Origin of the sequence: Candidatus Phytoplasma australasiaticum subsp. ipomoeae, from assembly GCF_024425275.1 — a bacterium.
Lineage (GTDB): Bacteria > Bacillota_I > Bacilli_A > Acholeplasmatales > Acholeplasmataceae > Phytoplasma > Phytoplasma australasiaticum.
Genome location: NZ_JALQCV010000011.1, coordinates 1 through 19458, shown reverse-complemented (window position 1 = coordinate 19458; position 19458 = coordinate 1). Strand labels below are relative to the sequence as shown.

Genomic DNA, 19458 nt, shown 5'->3' with positions numbered 1-19458 from the left:
CTGTAATCAGATATTAGGCGCCGGATGCTTGGAAACTTGCTTGTCCGGTTCTGTGGGGGGCTAATTGCGAATATGAAAGTTAAATTATCAATGCACTTTCTAAACCGAGTTAATCTATCCCGATAAAGAATGCTTTAATCAAATTAAAAATCAATTTTTTTTAAAAGTTAAGCGTAAAGGTAAATATTTAATCTTTTTTTTAAGTAATGATTTAGTTTTAATTGGCCATTTACGTATGGAAGGTAAAATTAATTTAAATCCTATTTATATGTGCAATACTATTGATAAACATGAATATTGGAGATTGTGGTTAGATAACGATATAGTTATGCGATATTACGATACTCGAAAATTTGGACGTTTTTTGGTTTATAATTATAATGAATATTTGATTAAAAGTCCTTTGGTCAAGTTAGCTGCAGATCCTTTTGAAATATCATTAAATGATTTTTATCATAAATTGCAGAAAACTACTAGAGTTATAAAGCAGGTTTTATTGGATCAAAGTATTATTTCTGGCATTGGAAATATTTATGCTAGTGAAATTTTGTTTTTAGCTTGTATTCATCCTAATACACCTTCTTTTCGTTTAAGTTTAGAAAAGGTTAGGTCTATTTTGAAACATGCTCAAAATATTTTAAAAGCTTCTATTGAAGATGGCGCTACGACTACTAACACTTTTGAAGCTTTAGGGATTAAAGGTAATTTTCAAAAGAAACTTTTGGTATATAGAAAAGATAAAGACAATTGTTGCAGGTGCAACAAATTAATTCAAAAAATTAAAATTAATGGTCGTAGTTCTTATTTTTGTTCTTTTTGTCAATTAAAATAAATAAATATATATAATATTCGATCAAATTATTATTTATTTTAATTTTGATAAGGCATTTGCGGTAACATTTAAGGAAGGTTACAAATAATGATTAATTCAAATATAATTAAAATTTATTGTTTTAATAAATTGTCTTTAGAAGATTATAAAGTACTTAATTTATTATATCAACCTTTAATCGGAACTATCGCTATCTCTTTATATAATATTTTATATTTTTTAAACGAAAGTAAAAATAATTTTGATAATAATTTTAATATTACGCATCAAATGTTATTTGATTTATTGAATGTAGATCAGAAAACTTTTAAAAAAAATAAATATAAATTAGAAGCTCTTCGTTTATTAGAAACTTATTCTAATGAAAATAAAGATATCATTTATATAATTTATTCTCCGGTTCAGGTTCATAATTTTTTTAAAGATCCTTTGTTAAGTCACTTTTTTTTAAGTGAAGTAGGTAATTATTATCATTGTTTGCAAAAATTATTATTAAATAAGTCTCCTATAATACCTGAAAATTTTCAAAATATAAGTAAAAATTTTGTAGATATTTATGGAGTTAATAAAATTGCTATTGATCATTCTTCATTGTATAATCATTATTCATCCGATAATGTTACAATGCCGCCTAAACATTTGGTTGTATTTAAAAAATTTTTTGATTATGAAATGTTTTTGAGTAATTTGTCTGAGCGCTTTAAAAAACCCTTTTTATTGGAAAACGAAAATATTGATTATATTGTTACTTTAGGCTTTGTTTATATGTTGAAACCTAAAGAAATGGCTATTTTATATCAAAAACTTTTTCGTCATAATTATAATCAAAATATTGATTTAAATATTTTAAAAGACTATTTATATGAACAAAATGTAAAAACTCAACAAAATATTAAAATCATTGATGCTACTGATTATCAACAAGAAAAAAATGAAATGATTTTATGCTTAAAAAGGTCGCATCCTATTAATATTATTAAAAGTTTTGGAAAAAATATTAATATGCATAAAAGATTAAATCATGATTTATTTATGTTAATTCAAAATAATAAAAATGTAGATATCGGAGTTATTAATGCTTTGCTAATGTATATTTGTAAAAAGAAAAATCATGATATTCATTTTGTTTTATCTTATAATTATTGTAATACTGTTTTAAAATCGTGGTTAAAAAGAGGTATTGTTTCTACAGAAACAGCTTATAATTATTTAACAGCAGAATTAACAAATCATATTAATAAATTTAATTCCTCTCGTAAAGAGGTTGCTTTACCTAAATGGTTAGATGATTTTATGAAAAATTTGCATTAATTATGATCAGTATTTTCATAAGTTGTATATAAATTATGAAAATATCCATACCTTATTGAAACAATTCGGATAATTATGTAAATTATTAAATTAACTAATAATGAAATAAAAGTCATTAGGCTCAAGGATAAAGCGACTTTTTAGTAGTCGGAGGAGTAAAACTTAATTTGGAATAATTAAGTTAATCGCCCTCCCAAGATGAAGGTTAACGACCTTTATAGGGCAAAAGAAGTCAGTAATTTATTGTTTATTCAATGATTATCAATAAGGGAATTGGTGTTTATGTCAACAACTATTTTTGATCCAGAAACTAAACTTTGGCGAACATTGAATATCATTCAAGATTGTTCATTAAATGTTCAACCAGAACTTAAAACGCTGGATTAATAATATAACTCAACAACTACTATCAAACGTTCAATCATATCACGGTCCATAAGGAATGTCGAATGGGAATATTGATAGTTAAAAACTATATACGGTATTGGAAATCCTAAAAATTAAACAATACCACCATAAATAAGTCAATGACCTTTATTTAATCAACAAATACATAACATCAATATAGAATGATAAGGATAAACAACTAATTAGTGGTGACACAAAGTTAGTCGGACAAAAAGATCACAATTTATTATTCAAATTTTACTTTAATATCTGTTTTAATTTATCATTAAAAAATAAATAGTCACTAGAAAACATGATATAATAAATTCAGTAATAATTTATTTATAAGCTACAAAATAGCGAATAATATTAATAAATAAATTGTAGATTTTAGGTAAATTGTTAGTCTGTTTTATTAAAAAAGTGGCAATTACTGGCAATTACTAATAATTAATGAAATGAGGAAATGATTAATTTATATTTATTCTAATTTAGAATAAAAAATTCAATTTTTTATTGTTTAGTTTTATAAAAATTTAAATTTTAAAAATATTTAAATTTTTATTTAGGAGTTATTATGGATTCATTAGAAGAATCAAATTTTGATTTACAAAAAATTAAAAATTATATTAAAAATCATCCCGAAACGAAACATTTACAAATTAAAGACGAAGATTTAATTATTGTTTTTAATTATTTAAATAAAAAAGATAAGCCAAATCCTTTTGGATATAAATTGGTTTTAAAAGAAAGACCTTATCTTCATGTAGCTTGGCAAGAAACTACGAAAACTAGACAAATAGATTGGCAAAGTAATTTGCAACAAAAAAACATTTTATTTAATCAAGAATTAGATTTATCTAATATAGATGTTAAAAAAATAAAACCTATTTCTAAAATACAAAAAAGTATTTTCCAGTATATGAAATCGCTAATAGAACAATATAATTCTCCTGATTTTAATATTAAAAATAATAAGGGTTTATATATTTATGGTCCTTTCGATTCAGGAAAAACTTTTATGTTAAAGGTATTAGCTAAAATGTTATTGCAATGTCACATTCCTTTTTTATTTATTGTAATGTCTGATTTGGTTAGACAATTTAAATTTCTTTGGACTCAAGATATTATAGAAGATAAAGTAAATCATTTAAAAAAAATTCCGTTTTTAATTTTAGATGATTTTGGTTTAGAAAATATGAATACTTTTTTTAGAGATGACATTTTTATACCTTTATTAAGTTATCGTTACGAATATAAATTGCCTGTTTTTTTTAGTAGTATTTTGAATCAAAATGATTTAAAAGACACTTTACAATTAAATACAGATTTGATTAATACTACTAAAGCTGCTAAAATCATTAATTTAATTCAAAAATCTACTTTATTATATGATTTTTCAGTTAATATTACTAAAAATAAATTTTCATTGACATAAATTTACAAAAATATGAATAATAATTTTATATATCAATTTAATAAAAATAAAGGAGATTAAGAATAATATGATTCGTTTTATAGATGTTAATTTAACATCGTCTGACGATGAAACAATTTTAGAAGATATTTCTTTTAATTTGCCTAGTCGCGGATTTGTTTTTTTATCAGGTAAATCAGGTTCAGGAAAAACCAGTTTATGCAATCTTTTATCAGGCTTAGAAAAAGTAAGTTTTGGTAATATTATAGTAGCTCAAGAAGATTTATCTACTTTTTCTGATTCTGAAATGGCTAATTATAGAAATGGTATGGTTTCTAATATCACGCAAGATTCATATTTTATTAATGAATTAACTATTTTGGAAAATCTACTTTTAGCCATTAAATTACAAAAACGCGTCGTTAATGAAGAACTTCATAAGCAAATTCGAGAATTATTTAAATATTTTGATTTATCTATTGGTTTGTTAAAGAAAAAACCTTTTGAATTATCTGGTGGACAATTACAACGCGCTAATATAATTAGAAGTTTGATTAAAAATAATAATTTGTTAATAGCTGATGAACCGACAGGTAATTTAGATGCGGAAACTAGTATTTTAGTTTTTAAAAAATTAAAAGAGATTTCTGAAGAGAAATTGGTCGTTGTAGTAACGCATGATATTGTATTAGCTACTAAATATGCTGATATTATTATTAAAATAAATAAAGGTACTATGAAAGACTTTTTAGTTCGTAAAAACAATCAAAATTCCGATACATCTGTAAATTCTACATCGGAAGATTTAGATATATTATCTTATGTTAATAATTTTGAAAAAAAATATTTTGTTTCTAAAATTAATGAATCTTCTATATTATTTAAAAATGATCATTTGTTAGATGTTAGATCTATTTCTTCTGATTTACCTTTGAAAGAAGTTTATCGTATTGGTAAAAGTTTAACTAAAGCTCATTTGAGAAGAAATATGTTTATGCTAATTGTTAATGCGCTAATTTTTATAATCTGTCGCTTGGCATTAGTATCAAATAATTTTTTATCAAAAATAATTTGGTACAAGTTATCATTGTTTAAGATTTTATATTTGGAATTTGATGCAGAAGTTTTATCGTTTTGGTCAACTGGTATAATTGGATTCATATTTGCATTACTAAAATATTTAGTACTGCCTTGGTATATTTATGTTACAGCCAAATCGTTTGTAAAGCTTCAATTTATGATTTTTTATCGTACTGTAGGTATTAGTCGTTCTTTAGGCGCTAATAAACGAACTATTAATAAAATATTATTATATTTGTTTGCTTGTTTTATGGGTTTATTTGCGCTTACACAACAAATATTGTTTTTCCTGGTTCAAAAAGTGATTAACGCAGTTCCGAATAATGACTTTAATTATTATTCTGTGTTTGTAGATAGAAAATTGATTCCAGGTTTGAAACACATGAGTTATTTTGAACAAAAAGAATCATTAATAAAATTAAGTCAACAAGTTTATCAAAATGTATTCGCGCATGCATTATTTGATAGTAATTTATGTTCCAGTGGATTTTTTTCGTTATCACCTAATTATCGCGATATAATTGGTTTTGTAGGATTATTTATTTTTTGTTTAGCATTTGTATGGTTTTTATATACTGTTCTATATTCTAATAAATTAAACAAAGAAAAACCTTTAATGATGCTTAAAAAAGATAATAAAATTTAAAATAAATAAATTTTTATGATTAATGATAAATAATTTATTTTTTAATCAAACATAAATTTGATTTTTAAACATTTAAATAATAACTCAATATTTTAAAATATATTTTTAGTAAAAATTGAGTTATTAATTTATTTTTATTAAAGGATTTTAATTTCATATGAATAAAATTATTAAGGTAATCAGTACTTCCACTAGTTGTTTAGATTATTTTCCTCAAAAACATGATATTGGTTTACTTAGATTACAAATTTTTTTAAATAATCAAGAATATCGAGATGGTGAAAATTTAACTGCAGATCAGTTTTATGAAGCTTTAACTAAGAATCCTCGTATAATTGCTACCACTTCTCAACCACCTATAGGAGAAATAGTTGAATATTTTCGTCAAATAGCTCGTTTAGGATATAAAAAAATTTTTGTCACCACTTTATCAAGTAAATTAAGCGGTAGTTATAATAGTATTTTATCTGCTAGCAAAATAGTTGCTTCTGAAATAGAAGTTATAGTTTTTGATACTCAAAGTATTGGTTTTTGTGAAGCTTATTGCGCTTTACAAGCTGAACGTATGTTTTCGGAAAATTGTGAGGTTTCAAAAGTTATAGAATATTTAACAAAATTACGCCAAAATAATAAAATTTTTTTTATAGTAGATTCGTTAAATCGTTTAATTAAAAGTGGTCGCTTAAGCACTACTAAAGGTTTTTTAGGAAGAATTTTTCACATTAAACCTATTTTAAAATTAGAATCTCCTGGTGTTATTACAATGATTAAAAAAGTTTTTACTTTAGAAAAAGCTTTTGATTGTATTATCAAAGATGTTCAGCAATACGCGAAAAATCAAAAATTTTTATTACATGTTTTAACTTCAGGGCAGCCTTTAATGAAAAATAAATTAATAGAAACTTTAAAAAAAAAGTTAAATATTAATGATATTTTAGAAGTTACTATTACTCCGGTAATAGGAGCTCATGTAGGGAATAATGTACTTGGTGTGGGATTAATCATTCTGCCTTCTTGATTCAGAATGTGTTTTAATCATGGGTGTAAATAAGATATGTTAAATTTTAAATTATATATGGATAAAGCTAAAAAAATTTTAAAAATATTAAAAAAAAATAAAGCAGAAGCATTTGTAGTAGGAGGAGCTGTTCGAGATTTTTTATTAAAAAAACCTATTACAGATGTAGATATTACTACTAACCTTTTACCTGAAGATGTTTGTGAAATTTTTGATATACCAAAAAGAAGAATTCGTTATGGATCTGTCAAAATTTATTTTGAAAATAATTATTTTGAAATTACTACTTATCGCAAAGAAGCTGCATATTTAGATTTTAGGCATCCTTCATGTATAATTTTTATTCAACATATAAAGGATGATTTACAGAGACGCGATTTTACAATTAATGGACTTTTGTTAGATGAAGATGATAAAATCTTCGATTATGTGGGCGGAATTAAAGATTTAAATAATAAAATTATTCGTATTATAGGTAATCCTTATCAAAAGTTAACCGAAGACCCTTTAAGGATGTTAAGAATTTTTTATTTTAAAGCGAAATTAAATTTTTCTGTAGAAGAAAATGCGGAAAAAGTTTTGAAAGATAATATTTTTTTGATAAGTAAATTACCAGTTTATCTGGTATTTAAAGAATTCAATAAAATTTTAAAACAAAATTTTGTTAATGTAGCTTTTAATTATTTATTGTATACTAAAGCTATTAATTATTTTAAAAGTTTAATTACCGGAATATTATTTTTTATTGAGCATAAATTAGAAAATATTGATGCAGATTTTTTTTTAGTAATTGCTGTTTATTTAAATTATCAAGTAATTTATGATTTTCCTTTGACTTATTGTCAAAAAATGAACATTATTAAATCAGTGACATTATTAAAGCAAAAATATCAATGTTTATCAAATTTAAATAAATTTGAATTAGAAAATTTACAAAAAAAATTTTTAAAAACAGGTTTATGTTAAATTATTTTTTTGTGCGAATGGATTTCTTTTTAAAAATTTTATTACATAATAATAGATTAAATAATAATAAAAAATGAGTTTAAAAAAGTATGATTTATAAAAAAAACCAATTACAAATTTTAAAGAATGCTGAAATAGGCAAAAAATATCAAATTTTTGGGAAAATTACTAATATTAATAAAGGTGATAATTTTTATAATGTAGATGTTTTATTAACGGAAAATGAATATATTAATATTAAAATAGAAAATATAAATCTAACATTAATGACAGAAAAAATTTATATTTTTGAAGTCATTAAATATTTAAAACAAAATAAATATTACTGGAATTGCGAAAATGTAAGTTTAATTGAGAATATTTTGAATTTAGAACAAATTTATCAAATTTATTCTTGTTTTTTTACATGTGCACCTTTATCTTTTGATAAAGCTGATTTTTTAATTAATAAATATATCGCTGCAATTAATAATTCTAATTTGAAGAAAATTACAACTATTTTGTATAATAAATATAGAATACCTTTTTTAATTTCACCTGCTGCTTTTAAAATGCATCATAATTATTATGGTGGATTAGCTTATCATACTACTAATATGTTGCAAATTACTTTAAATTTAGTCGAAAGATATAATTTTTTAAATTTAGATTTATTATATGCAGGAATTATTTTACATGATATGTTTAAAGTTAAAGAATTTAATTTTGCAAAAAAAGAATATACTAAAGAAGGTGTTTTATTAGGGCATTTAGTTTTATCTGTTAATTATGTTCATGAAGAAGCTTTTTTATTGAATATTCAGGATACAGAAGAAATATTATTATTAAAACATTTATTAATTTCTCATCATGGTTTGTTAGAATATGGAGCTTTAAAAATTCCTCAAACAGGAGAAGCATTTTTATTATGGCATTTAGATAATATAGATGCAAAACTAACTTCTTTAGGGGAAATGTTTGCTAAAACTTCTGAAGGTAGTTTTTCAGAACCTTTAGCAGTTTTTGATAAAAAATCTTTATATAAACATAATTTATAAATTGCATTTATATTGTTTTAATTAATAAAAAAAATTAAAATTTATATTGTGGATTAAAAAGGTTTGTTTTTATTTAATTTAGCTTTAATTTATCAAAAATTTTTTATTTAATAAATAATTAATTATTAAAAATATTTTTATAGTTTATAAAAAGAGTTTTTTATTATTGTATTTTATCTTTAATATTTTGAAGGAGTATTCAGTTGGAAGAGCAAACAAAAAATTTATCTGATGATAAAGTGCTAAAATTATCAGAAGCTAAAAGGCAAAAATTATTAAAAAAAACAAGATTATTTATAATAATGCGATTGATTATAGATTTTTTATTATTGATTATGGCTCTTATATCTTTAATTTTTATTTTTAATAATAATTTTTATTTAAGAAAATTAAAGAGTGATACATCGTCACAAGATTTACAAAATTATTATAATTTAGTTAATGATTCTGACATATCAGAAACTTTTTATCCTACTAATAGTGATAATTTCCCTGATTTTGCAACTTTATCAGGTTTTGAGAGCGAAAAGAGAATAGCTAATTCATTTATTTTATATGTAAAAAAACCTGAAAAATTTAAAAACCTTGGTCTAATTGACCCTCCTTCGGGTATTTTGTTATATGGTACCCCTGGAACAGGAAAAACTACTTTTGCTAGAGCTATAGCTAAAGAAACGCAATTACCTTTTTTTGAAGTTAGTGCTTCTATTTTTTCTAAAAAATATAGAGGACAAGCTGTGCAAATGATTAGGAATTTGTTTAGGGATGTACGTAAAATATCTAAAAAATATCCTGGAGTAATTCTTTTTATAGATGAATGCGAAACTATTTTTTGTAAATTAGAACGTTTATCTGGAGATGCAGAAATTATGAATATTGTTAATCAATTTAAAACAGAATTGACTTCTGTGGAAAATGATCCAGAACATCCTATTTTTATTTTAGGAGCAACTAATAATTTTATGCAAATCGATGATGCTATTAAATCTCGTTTTACTTATTCTATACAGGTTAATCCTGGTAATAAAAAAGAACGTCGAAAATTTTTAGAGTTTTTAATGGAACAAAAACTTAAAAATCCATATAGTTTGGAAGCAAAAAATTTTTTGTATGAAGTAATTAATGAAGCTTTAGAAAGAATAGATACAACTAAAAATTATGATTTTTTAAAAACTAATCGTACTTTAGAAAATTTAATGAAATCTGCTGCTATGAATTTTGCTACTAAAAAAGCTAGTAATGATGATGATAGCAAAGAAACTGTTGATATTGATGATTTAAAAGAAGCTTATAGTAGAATTATTGTTACCGATACAGACTTAACAATATTAAACCAAGTGGAACAAGAATTAAAAAATCAACAAAGTTAAATAAAATATTTTTAAAAATTTTATATTTTATAAATTAAAATTAAAAATAACTAAAATAAATTTCAATAAATCGATATGTATTTATTTAAAAAAATTATTTTAGTTATTTGCTAACATTTAGTTAAATAAAAAAAGCTGTTTATTGCAAACAGCTTTTATTATTTTAAATTTTTATATTTTTTAATCAAACTTGAAATTTATTCATATTTAAATTAGGTTTAGTTATTTTATACATTTTATAAATAATTAATTTGTATGCAAAATGTATAATAATTAAACAATTGGTAATCATAAAAACTATTAAAGTAGGTTTCCAATATTTCAAATCGTTATTAATAGTATTATTATTTTCATCAAGAGTAATATATTCAGAAGAATTTTTAATTTCAATTTCAGGCAAATTAGTTTTAGGAATTAATATTTGATGGAATATTAAATTAATTTGACCTTTTATATCATTAAGTTGATCAATAGATTTTTCGAAATTATATTTAGCGCGATCATATTTTAAATTAGAAGTGAGGTAATCTTGATTATTTTGTTGTGTTTCGGCTTCTAACATAAATTCTTCACCTTTGGTTTGAAAATAAATTGCACTATTTTTTTTATTAGATTCTATTTCTAATTTGATATTATTTAATTGATATTTTATATCTTTATTATTCGCGAAATAAAGGCTTATTTCTAATAATTTAGCAGCATCTTCTTTTGTTTGATTAACTATTTTCTTCATAATAAGAGAATTATTTTTTTTAACTTTATTAATTAATGTTATATAGATCTTTTCCTGTTTTTCTAAAATTTTCAAAAGTAATTCGTCTATATTATTTTTAAGATCTTTTTGATTAATATTCTCTATTTCTTCGATGTTTAATACGTTTTGTTCTCGAATATCATCTAAAAAAGTTTTTAATTTATCTTCATCTTCTGATGATAATGTCTTTAACTCCTGCTTTAATTTTTGTGTTTGATTCAATTCTGCCTCTAAAATACTTCGATATTGGAAAATTTTAGTTTGTAAATCGTTTTTTTTTTGATTATTAGCAGATAAAGAATGAGCTAAAATAATATGAATTAAATAACATTTTAAAAATAATATTATCAGGATTAAATATTTAAATAATAAAATATTTTTTTGATTTTTTTCTAAAATATTTATATTAGCTATTTCTTTCTCTTTTCTTTTTTATTTTTAAAAATATGCAATAAACAATAAATAAATTTTTTAATTATTAATAATATTTTTTTAAATATTATTATTAGATAAATTTTAATTATTTTTTATAATTATATTTAATTTTTTTCAAATTTTCAAATTTCATTTTAAATTATCATTTTTTTAAGTTAGGTAATATTAAGATATTTCATCATTAGAATATTCTAATAATATAAAATATCTAATTTAATTATAACATAAAAAAATAATTATTATATAATAGCAAAATATTAATATATTTTTTATTTATAGATAATTACTTTATTTGTTGTTATTTTGTTATTTTTTATAGATCTATTTATATTTAAATTTGATTTTTGAATTAATTTTTTATATATCATTAATAATTTTTTCATTTATTTAAATGATAAAAATTTAAATTTAATGTTTAAAAAATTTTTTAACTTTAATCTACAATTGTATCAATATTTTGAAAAAAAATATTGATTTTTTTATTTTTATAAGAAATTTTAAACTTTTTTACCTAACTAAATAAAGAACAACTGAAAGTTATAAAATATTTTCTATATACCAAAAAAAATCAAATTTAATAAGTTATATGTTTTCATATCCTTATTATTAAATAAATTGGAGAATTTATAAGAAAATAAGTTTAATTTAAGTTTGTTTAATTGGTAAATATTTATTTGCAACATAATAAAAAGATCTTGATTAATGAAATTGATGTAATAAGAAGAAATTTAAAGTTTTTTTATATTAATCTAAATAAGATTTGTTTTTTGGAGTGTGAGAACGTTTTTATAAAATTGTTAATTTTAATAATATATTTTCAAGATTTATTTTGTTTTATTATCAACTTTAAGAATGTTTTAGAAAGGAATGATATGCCAAGAAAAAAATTATTTTCACTCTTTTTAAAAAATAAAAATAATTTATCTATTAGAAATCAATTAATTGAGGTTCATACACCTTTAGTTTATAAAATTGTTAATCAATTCAAGTATTATCCTTCCATTTTAACAAAAGCCGATCTGGTTCAAGAAGGTTTTTTGGGTTTAATTCGTGCGTTAGGTTATTATCAAGATCAAGGTTATGATTTTATAGCTTATGCACGGCCAACTATTAAATTTGTAATTCGCGAATTAATTCGTCATAGTCATATTCCAATTGTTCCTCAAAAAAATTCTTATGTCGTTAATACTAATTTTCAAGAAACTATTTATTATTCTTTTGCTAACTATTCTTTAGATCCTCATCAAAATTGGTTAAATCAAGTAGATTATGAATTTTGGGTTCAAAAAATAAAACAAAATTTAAATGCATCAGAATTTAAAATTATTGGTTTAAGTTTTGGTTTTTTTAATCATTTTCAATGTCATAAAAAAAATTCTTATCGAGAAATAGCTTTATATTTGCAAATGTCTCCTAAAAAAGTTCAAAAAATACGAAAAAATGCTCTTCAAAAATTAAAAAGAAAATTAAAATATCTTAAATTTTCTTATAAAAATTAAAAAAGTTAATAGGTTTAAAATTATTGAAAAATTTGATATTTTTATTGATGTTTCGCTATGTTATCTTTAACACACATATATATATTAAATTTTAAAGTTAAAATGAATGTATAGAGAGTAAAAAAATATGAAATTATTAAAATTAAATAAATTTTTAATATATATAATTATAATTATTTTTATTTGTTTATTTAATAAAGATTTTTTAAATTTATGCGCTTTAGAAATTAATAATTATGAAAAAGATTATAATTTAAAATATTATGCTGTTAATTGGCGTCATGAAAATGGTCATATGTTTTCAGAAAAAGCTCATGTTTTTTACAAAATTTTTCCTATGAAAATGTTTCCTTGTAAAACTTATCAAGAATTCGCAAATACTAAACAAATTATAAAAAATACTACTATTTTAACTAGTAATTTGTTATTTCCTTTTAGTAGAATATTTAAAATATTAGATACAATTCAAGAAGTAGCTAGTGATAAATATATTCACGATTCGGATGATAAAATTGCTTTTATTAATGAATTATTAAAATATTTAATTAAATATTATCCGGAAAAAGGTATATTCTTTTTTGATCTTGATCAATTAAATGAAATTTATTATGTTGATATAACCTTTTGTAATTGTGATATGTCCAAATCTTTATTTTCTGTGAGTCATGAGTTATTTAAAAATTTTTTACAAGATGAAGTTGAAAAAATACCCTATATAGAAATTTTTATTAATGAGGCATCTGAATTAGAAATATCAGAATTAAACCTCGATATTAAAAATTTTTGTCGACAAACTATTCAAAATGATTCTGTTATTAGAAATAAGATTAAGCAAATAATAATTAAAAAAATTCAAGATAATATAGGCCGACAAATTACTAAAACTTGTTTTAGTCAAACAACTAAATTTATTTCAAGTAAATTAATTGGTAATTTATTATTACCAGGTATCGTAGAAAGTTGCGAAATGATAAAACAAAATCAAGATTCGACCAAAAATATTCAAAAAAATATTCGTTTGTATTTAAAGAATTATAATTTTGAAAAAACATTAGGTTTTGCTTTTGATTATAATAATTTGACTAATCAATTAGAGGTTTTTTCATTAGAACAAAAAAGTCTATCAACTGGATTATATGCTAATTTTCTTGATAAAATAAATATTTTAGATTCTACCCATATGTTGATTAGTTTTTTGCAACCAAAAATAAAAGGGAAGCCTAATATGAATTTAAATATTTATGGTAGCAAAGTTAAAGTAAATTTGAACTCAAATGATTAAATTAAAATATTCATAATTTAGAAATTTTCATTTATTGATGATTTTGATTTATTTTTCATGTTATATAATAATTATGTTATTTTGTAAAATTTAATATCTAATTTTATTTACTATAAATAATCAATAAAAAATGTTTTTTATTGTCAATATGATGCTTTAAAAATTATCTTTTTTTCAATTAATGTTTATAGAAAGTTTATAAAAGTATTTTAGTACTTATATAAATTTATATTGATTTAATCAATTATTAAATAAAATATTATATAAATAAAAAGACCCTTTTGTTAAAAAAGTCTTTATTGTTTAAAATTTTTTTCTTGATTAATAATGGAAAAATAATAACGGATTGATATTTTTAGTTTTATTATTTTAGATCATTTATGTTTTAAAAATAAAGATTTCAATTGAATTAGTGATCTTATTTAGAAATTTATATTTTTCATTATATTATTTTATAATAACTAATTTTTTAATTTTATTTTTAAGTTAAATTAAAAATAATATTTATTTTTTAACTATTTTTTTAACTAATTTATGTTATTGGATGTATTTAACATCTTTTGAAATTAAATATCAATATTATACTGATAGATTATTGGTGTTTCATTGATACGGTTTGTCTATTACCAACGACCCCCGTCCAAACGGGGCGAGAAAATTTCTAAGCACACCGTTTTTTCCATAAATATTGGATAATTACTCGCATAATTGTTTTGTGTGTCCTCATGATTTCCAATGGTTTCCGATGGTCTAGGGTTTGGTTCTGTACTATTACCTCCTTTTTTCAATCATAGCTGTTAGTATACTCTTTGACGGTTTCCTGCGATCCTAATATATTAATTTTATCATGCACAAGAGGATTCTCAATGCTTTCAACCATCATCGAATGTTTTTTAGTACTTTTTTCTTGCGGATGTAATTGTGGAGCATCTTTTGGAGGATATCATGATTAATGACATCGAAAACCTTCAATGTAAATCTTAATTAGATAGTAAATGACTTTGAATCTTTGTTTGATTCGTTGTTCTCGAAGTAGGGAGTTATCAATTGTTCCAGGGCTTTTTTAAACGATTCTATTTGCATGGTTTAGATTCCAAAAAAGGTCTGGTTTTATCCTTTCCCTTGGGAATATTCACTCTTTTAACCGGTTTCGGGTTATATTGGTTGTGAACATATTTTTGGTGATATTTCTTAATTTATTTAAGTCCATATCATTTATTATTCTCCCGTCTAATCCTAATAATCAACCTATTTCTAAGAAAGGAAATTGTTGATAATGAGTGATACCATAACAAAAATTTATTGTAGTACTTATTTCCAAGACCATAGTAATTTACAAAAAAAATCAACCCAAAGGAGAAATAATTATATGACTAAAAAAAAGAATTAATAAAAAAAATCGCTGAAGCAAATAAAGCTACCATTACTGCTACAGAAACATTTTACAAAACCTTCGAGCGTGTTTAATCGAAGCAATTGCATCCCATAAAAAAGTAATTTTAGCACCTACCATTGGTAGATTTGTCTTAAAATCACGAAAAGCCTACATTGGAAGCAATCCACAAAGAGGAAAAAAAATCAAAATCCCTGCTTCCACACCCATTATTTTTAAAGTAGCGGGTAGTTTAACAAAAAGAAGTTAAATCCTTAGTCCTTGAAGAATAATTGCAAGTAAGAGAAAATAAATGATCAGTTTTTTAACCATTTTTACTTTTTTTAGGGAGATATTTTAAAGATTTTCAAAATCCCGAAGTATCGGAACATAGATACGAAATGATGACTACTGTTTTTTTAAGTATCTTCATCTATTCAGGTTTTAAACCACTTTTTCATTTTTTAAATAATATTATCTTTTTCGTAAAAGATCTTATCTTTGGTTTGTTTTTTAAATCTAAAAAAATAGGTTTTATTAGAACAAAAAAGCATGAAAAAAGCAATGCAACACTAAAGAATTGGTATTAAAAGGTGAACAAAATTATCAAGAATCGCACTATTCCCCCATTCGCTACACAACCAAATGAAGAGGTTACATTGGTAACATGGAATAAAAAATAAAGAAAAGAATTAATAATAAAGACCAATTTTAAAATTGGTCTTTATTATTTTTTCAAACAAATGAAAAAAGATATCTTATCATCTTTTCTAATTATTGGGGAAGAAAAGCTTTATTTTTATTTTTTATTTGATATGATATTTTTTTGAGCGGTTCATAAAAATGGTTAGAAACATTAATTAAAGATATTTTAGATATAATTTTTTGTATGTTTTATTTTTAAATTTTCACTTAATCAAAGGAACTATTTTAAATCTTATTAATTTTTTTGAATGTTGACGGAAATATTAATATTTGATAAAATTAATTACATGTTGTTAAATTAAAAATTAATTTAGTGTTTATAAATTTGATATACTTATTTTATTTATAATTATATTTTTATTTTAATTAAATTTTAATTTAAATCGGTTTTTAATAAATAATTATTAATAAATTATTAATATAGATAAATTAAATTATCTATTAATTCAATATTTTTTTATTTTTTATTTCTTATTTTTAATAATCTATTATTTAAAATATTTTATTAATTTTATAATTATTTTTTATTTTTTTGATATTTTTTTTGATTTAAAATTATGATCATAACAAATAAATTTTTATAAAATGATTTTAATTTTGTAAATAAATTTCAAATTTAATAATTATATAAAATTATTTTTTTGTTAAATTTAATAAATATATTTATTTTCTTGTATTTGATGTTTTTAATAAATTATGAAAAGCATTTTAATTAAAAAAAGATTAATAAAATTTAAATAAATTAACGGAAAAAGGTTTTTTATTGTGTTTGAAAAGTACCTAAAAAATAAAATTATTAAATTATTAATTGCAGTTTTTATTTTATTTTTGTCATTAAATCTTTTCTTAATAATATTTTTTCAATTCAATAATAATATTAAAAAAACTAGATTATTTTCTTCTAATAAAAACATAAATAATTCAGAGAAATTAAAAATTAATATATTTGATATAATACATCCTAGAATTAATATAAATGTTTTACCTGATGAGAAAAAAAAAATATTTTCAATGGATCCCAATCTGTCTTCAAAAGAAATAATTTTACTTTTAAAAGAAAAAATATTGAATCAATTTCAAGAATTTAATCAAATCGCAAAATCTTACGTATTATCACAAGAAGATGCGAATATAAAAATTAATAAAAATTTATATTATTATGATCTTCCTGAAGATGAAAACAGATATCTGCAAAAACACCTCCACACAGATCCTAAACTTTCAGACGAAGAAACAATCCACATTCTTGCATCCAAGTTATTATCAGAAATTAGCGTAAAAGAACGAAGATTTCAAGAATATGTTTTATTTTTGCAACAAAAATTAAATCATAAAATGATTAGTGTGGATGATTTAAATATAAAAATAATTTTAAAAAATAAAAAAATGCCAGATATATTATTTTACATTATGATGGTAAACACAGTTTTAGAAGAAACACAATATAGAATAACTATATTAAACGAACAACTTAAAGACGATCAGAAATTACAATTACTCGAGCATGATTTTATGAATACTAGGGATTGGATGAATAATGAGGAAAAAAAGATATTGTTAATAAAGCCTCAAATTTCTTCACAAGAAATGATTTTAATTTTAAAAGAAAAAATAGCAAATCAATTTAGACAAAGAAATCAATTGGCCAAATATTACGATGCAATACAACAAAAAGCATTACCAATATTGCCTCAAACTAAAAGATATATTTCAGATGAAGATGTTTATCTACAAAATATTTTTAATAAACATTCCCACAAGAAGGAAGATGAAATAATCGAACATCTTCAACAATCATTGTACCAAGAATATGAAAACAAAAAATCATTATTAAAGTTATGTGATATAGTCTTAAATCGACAAATTTTTCCACAAATTTACTATATTAATTCAAATGCAATGACTTTTGAAAATCACATAAATGAAATGGATCAACTTCTAAATGATCCAGTGTATGTTTCTTTTATAAGAATTCAATTAGATGATGCAATAAAAAAATTAATGCAATTACAACAACATATAAAACAAATACAAGATCAGGCCCTTATAGATTTAGATCAAACACAAAGAGAATTAAAAAATACAAGGGACGCGCGTGATAAAATAAAAGAAAAATTAAATCAAAAAAAAAAAGAATTAAAAGATGCACAAAATAAAGCAACTGAAGACTTAAGTAATATTCAAAAAAAAGCTGAAAAAGACTTAGCCGATAAAAACCGAGTAATCACGGAGCAAGAACAAACTATTGCAAAATTAAATAAAGATAAAACTGATCTAGAAACTGCTAAAACTGATCTAGAAACTGCTAAAAACCAATTAATCACGAAGCAAGAACAAACTATTAAAGATAAAGATCAAATTATTGAAGCTCGAGAACAAACTATTAAAGATAAAGATCAAATTATTGAAGCTCGAGAACAAACTATTAAAGATAGAGATCAAATTATTGAAGCTCGAGAACAAACTATTAAAGATAGAGATCTAACTATTAAAAAGGGAGATCAAATTATTGAAGCTCAAAAACAAAGTAGTGAAGATAGAGTTCTAGTTATTGATAATAGAGATCTAACTATTGAAGCTCAAAAACAAACTATTGCAAAATTAAATAAAGATAAAATTGATTTAGAAACTGCTAAAAACCGAGTAATCACGAAGAAAGAAAAAACTATTAAAAATAGAGATCTAACTATTGAAGCTCAAAAACAAACTATTGCAAAATTAAATAAAGATAAAATTGATCTAGAAACTGCTAAAAACCGAGTAATCACGGAGCAAGAACAAACTATTGCAAAATTAAATAAAGATAAAACTGATCTAGAAACTGCTAAAACTGATCTAGAAACTGCTAAAAACCAATTAATCACGAAGCAAGAACAAACTATTAAAGATAAAGATCAAATTATTGAAGCTCGAGAACAAACTATTAAAGATAAAGATCAAATTATTGAAGCTCGAGAACAAACTATTAAAGATAGAGATCTAACTATTAAAAAGGGAGATCAAATTATTGAAGCTCAAAAACAAAGTAGTGAAGATAGAGTTCTAGTTATTGACAATAGAGATCTAACTATTGAAGCTCAAAAACAAACTATTGAAGATAGAGATCTAACTATTAAAAAGGGAGATCAAATTATTGAAGCTCAAAAACAAAGTAGTGAAGATAGAGTTCTAGTTATTGACAATAGAGATCTAACTATTGAAGCTCAAAAACAAACTATTAAAGATAGAGATCTAACTATTAAAAAGGGAGATCAAATTATTGAAGCTCAAAAACAAAGTAGTGAAGATAGAGTTCTAGTTATTGACAATAGAGATCTAACTATTGAAGCTCAAAAACAAACTATTGA

At 22.1% G+C, this 19458-nt stretch carries 12 protein-coding genes and 1 pseudogene; 12 read left to right on the top strand and 1 reads right to left on the bottom strand.

From position 1 onward, the window contains the following. Positions 1 to 112 precede the first annotated feature (112 nt). The 8 genes from mutM (at position 113) to NQK76_RS01955 (ending at position 10064) form a co-directional block, all read left to right on the top strand. Positions 113 to 832, top strand: a complete 720-nt coding sequence (gene mutM, locus NQK76_RS01990) for a DNA-formamidopyrimidine glycosylase (protein ID WP_320415240.1) — start codon at positions 113 to 115, stop codon at positions 830 to 832. Between the two features lie 87 nt (positions 833 to 919). Further along, positions 920 to 2143 (top strand): DnaD domain protein, encoded by a 1224-nt coding sequence (locus NQK76_RS01985; protein WP_255872705.1) that lies wholly within the window; start codon positions 920 to 922, stop codon positions 2141 to 2143. Positions 2144 to 3107: 964 nt separating this feature from the next. Continuing rightward, positions 3108 to 3968, top strand: a complete 861-nt coding sequence (locus NQK76_RS01980; protein WP_255872704.1) for an ATP-binding protein — start codon at positions 3108 to 3110, stop codon at positions 3966 to 3968. 67 nt (positions 3969 to 4035) lie between these two features. Continuing rightward, entirely contained in the window at positions 4036 to 5673 is a 1638-nt protein-coding gene (locus NQK76_RS01975) for an ATP-binding cassette domain-containing protein (protein WP_255872703.1), read from the top strand. A 157-nt stretch (positions 5674 to 5830) separates the two neighbouring features. Next, positions 5831 to 6691: a DegV family protein gene (locus NQK76_RS01970; protein WP_004994816.1), complete on the top strand. Its 861-nt coding sequence runs from the start codon at positions 5831 to 5833 to the stop codon at positions 6689 to 6691. Positions 6692 to 6727: 36 nt separating this feature from the next. Beyond that, positions 6728 to 7657: a CCA tRNA nucleotidyltransferase gene (locus tag NQK76_RS01965; RefSeq protein WP_255872702.1), complete on the top strand. Its 930-nt coding sequence runs from the start codon at positions 6728 to 6730 to the stop codon at positions 7655 to 7657. Between the two features lie 89 nt (positions 7658 to 7746). Next, positions 7747 to 8694 carry an HD domain-containing protein gene (locus NQK76_RS01960; RefSeq protein WP_004994812.1) on the top strand — a complete coding sequence of 316 codons (948 nt, stop codon included), beginning with the start codon at positions 7747 to 7749 and terminating at the stop codon, positions 8692 to 8694. Positions 8695 to 8897: 203 nt separating this feature from the next. Continuing rightward, the gene (locus NQK76_RS01955) at positions 8898 to 10064 is read left to right on the top strand and encodes an AAA family ATPase (RefSeq protein ID WP_255872701.1); all 1167 of its coding nucleotides are present in this window, start codon (positions 8898 to 8900) and stop codon (positions 10062 to 10064) included. Between the two features lie 184 nt (positions 10065 to 10248). Here the strand turns inward: NQK76_RS01955 and NQK76_RS01950 are convergent, their stop codons facing one another. Further along, positions 10249 to 11040, bottom strand: coding sequence for a hypothetical protein (locus NQK76_RS01950; protein WP_004994808.1), 792 nt, complete (start codon positions 11038 to 11040; stop codon positions 10249 to 10251). Positions 11041 to 12125: 1085 nt separating this feature from the next. Between NQK76_RS01950 and NQK76_RS01945 the strand changes: the two genes are divergently transcribed. From NQK76_RS01945 to NQK76_RS01930, 4 genes and pseudogenes are all read left to right on the top strand, one after another. Continuing rightward, positions 12126 to 12752, top strand: coding sequence for a sigma-70 family RNA polymerase sigma factor (locus tag NQK76_RS01945; protein WP_255872699.1), 627 nt, complete (start codon positions 12126 to 12128; stop codon positions 12750 to 12752). Between the two features lie 127 nt (positions 12753 to 12879). Further along, positions 12880 to 14034, top strand: a complete 1155-nt coding sequence (locus tag NQK76_RS01940; protein ID WP_054598489.1) for a hypothetical protein — start codon at positions 12880 to 12882, stop codon at positions 14032 to 14034. Positions 14035 to 15423: 1389 nt separating this feature from the next. After that, a pseudogene (locus NQK76_RS01935) lies at positions 15424 to 15699 on the top strand (HU family DNA-binding protein). A gap of 1177 nt (positions 15700 to 16876) precedes the next feature. After that, on the top strand, positions 16877 to 19458 hold a 2582-nt coding region (locus tag NQK76_RS01930; RefSeq protein ID WP_255872698.1), incomplete at its 3' end, for a coiled-coil domain-containing protein.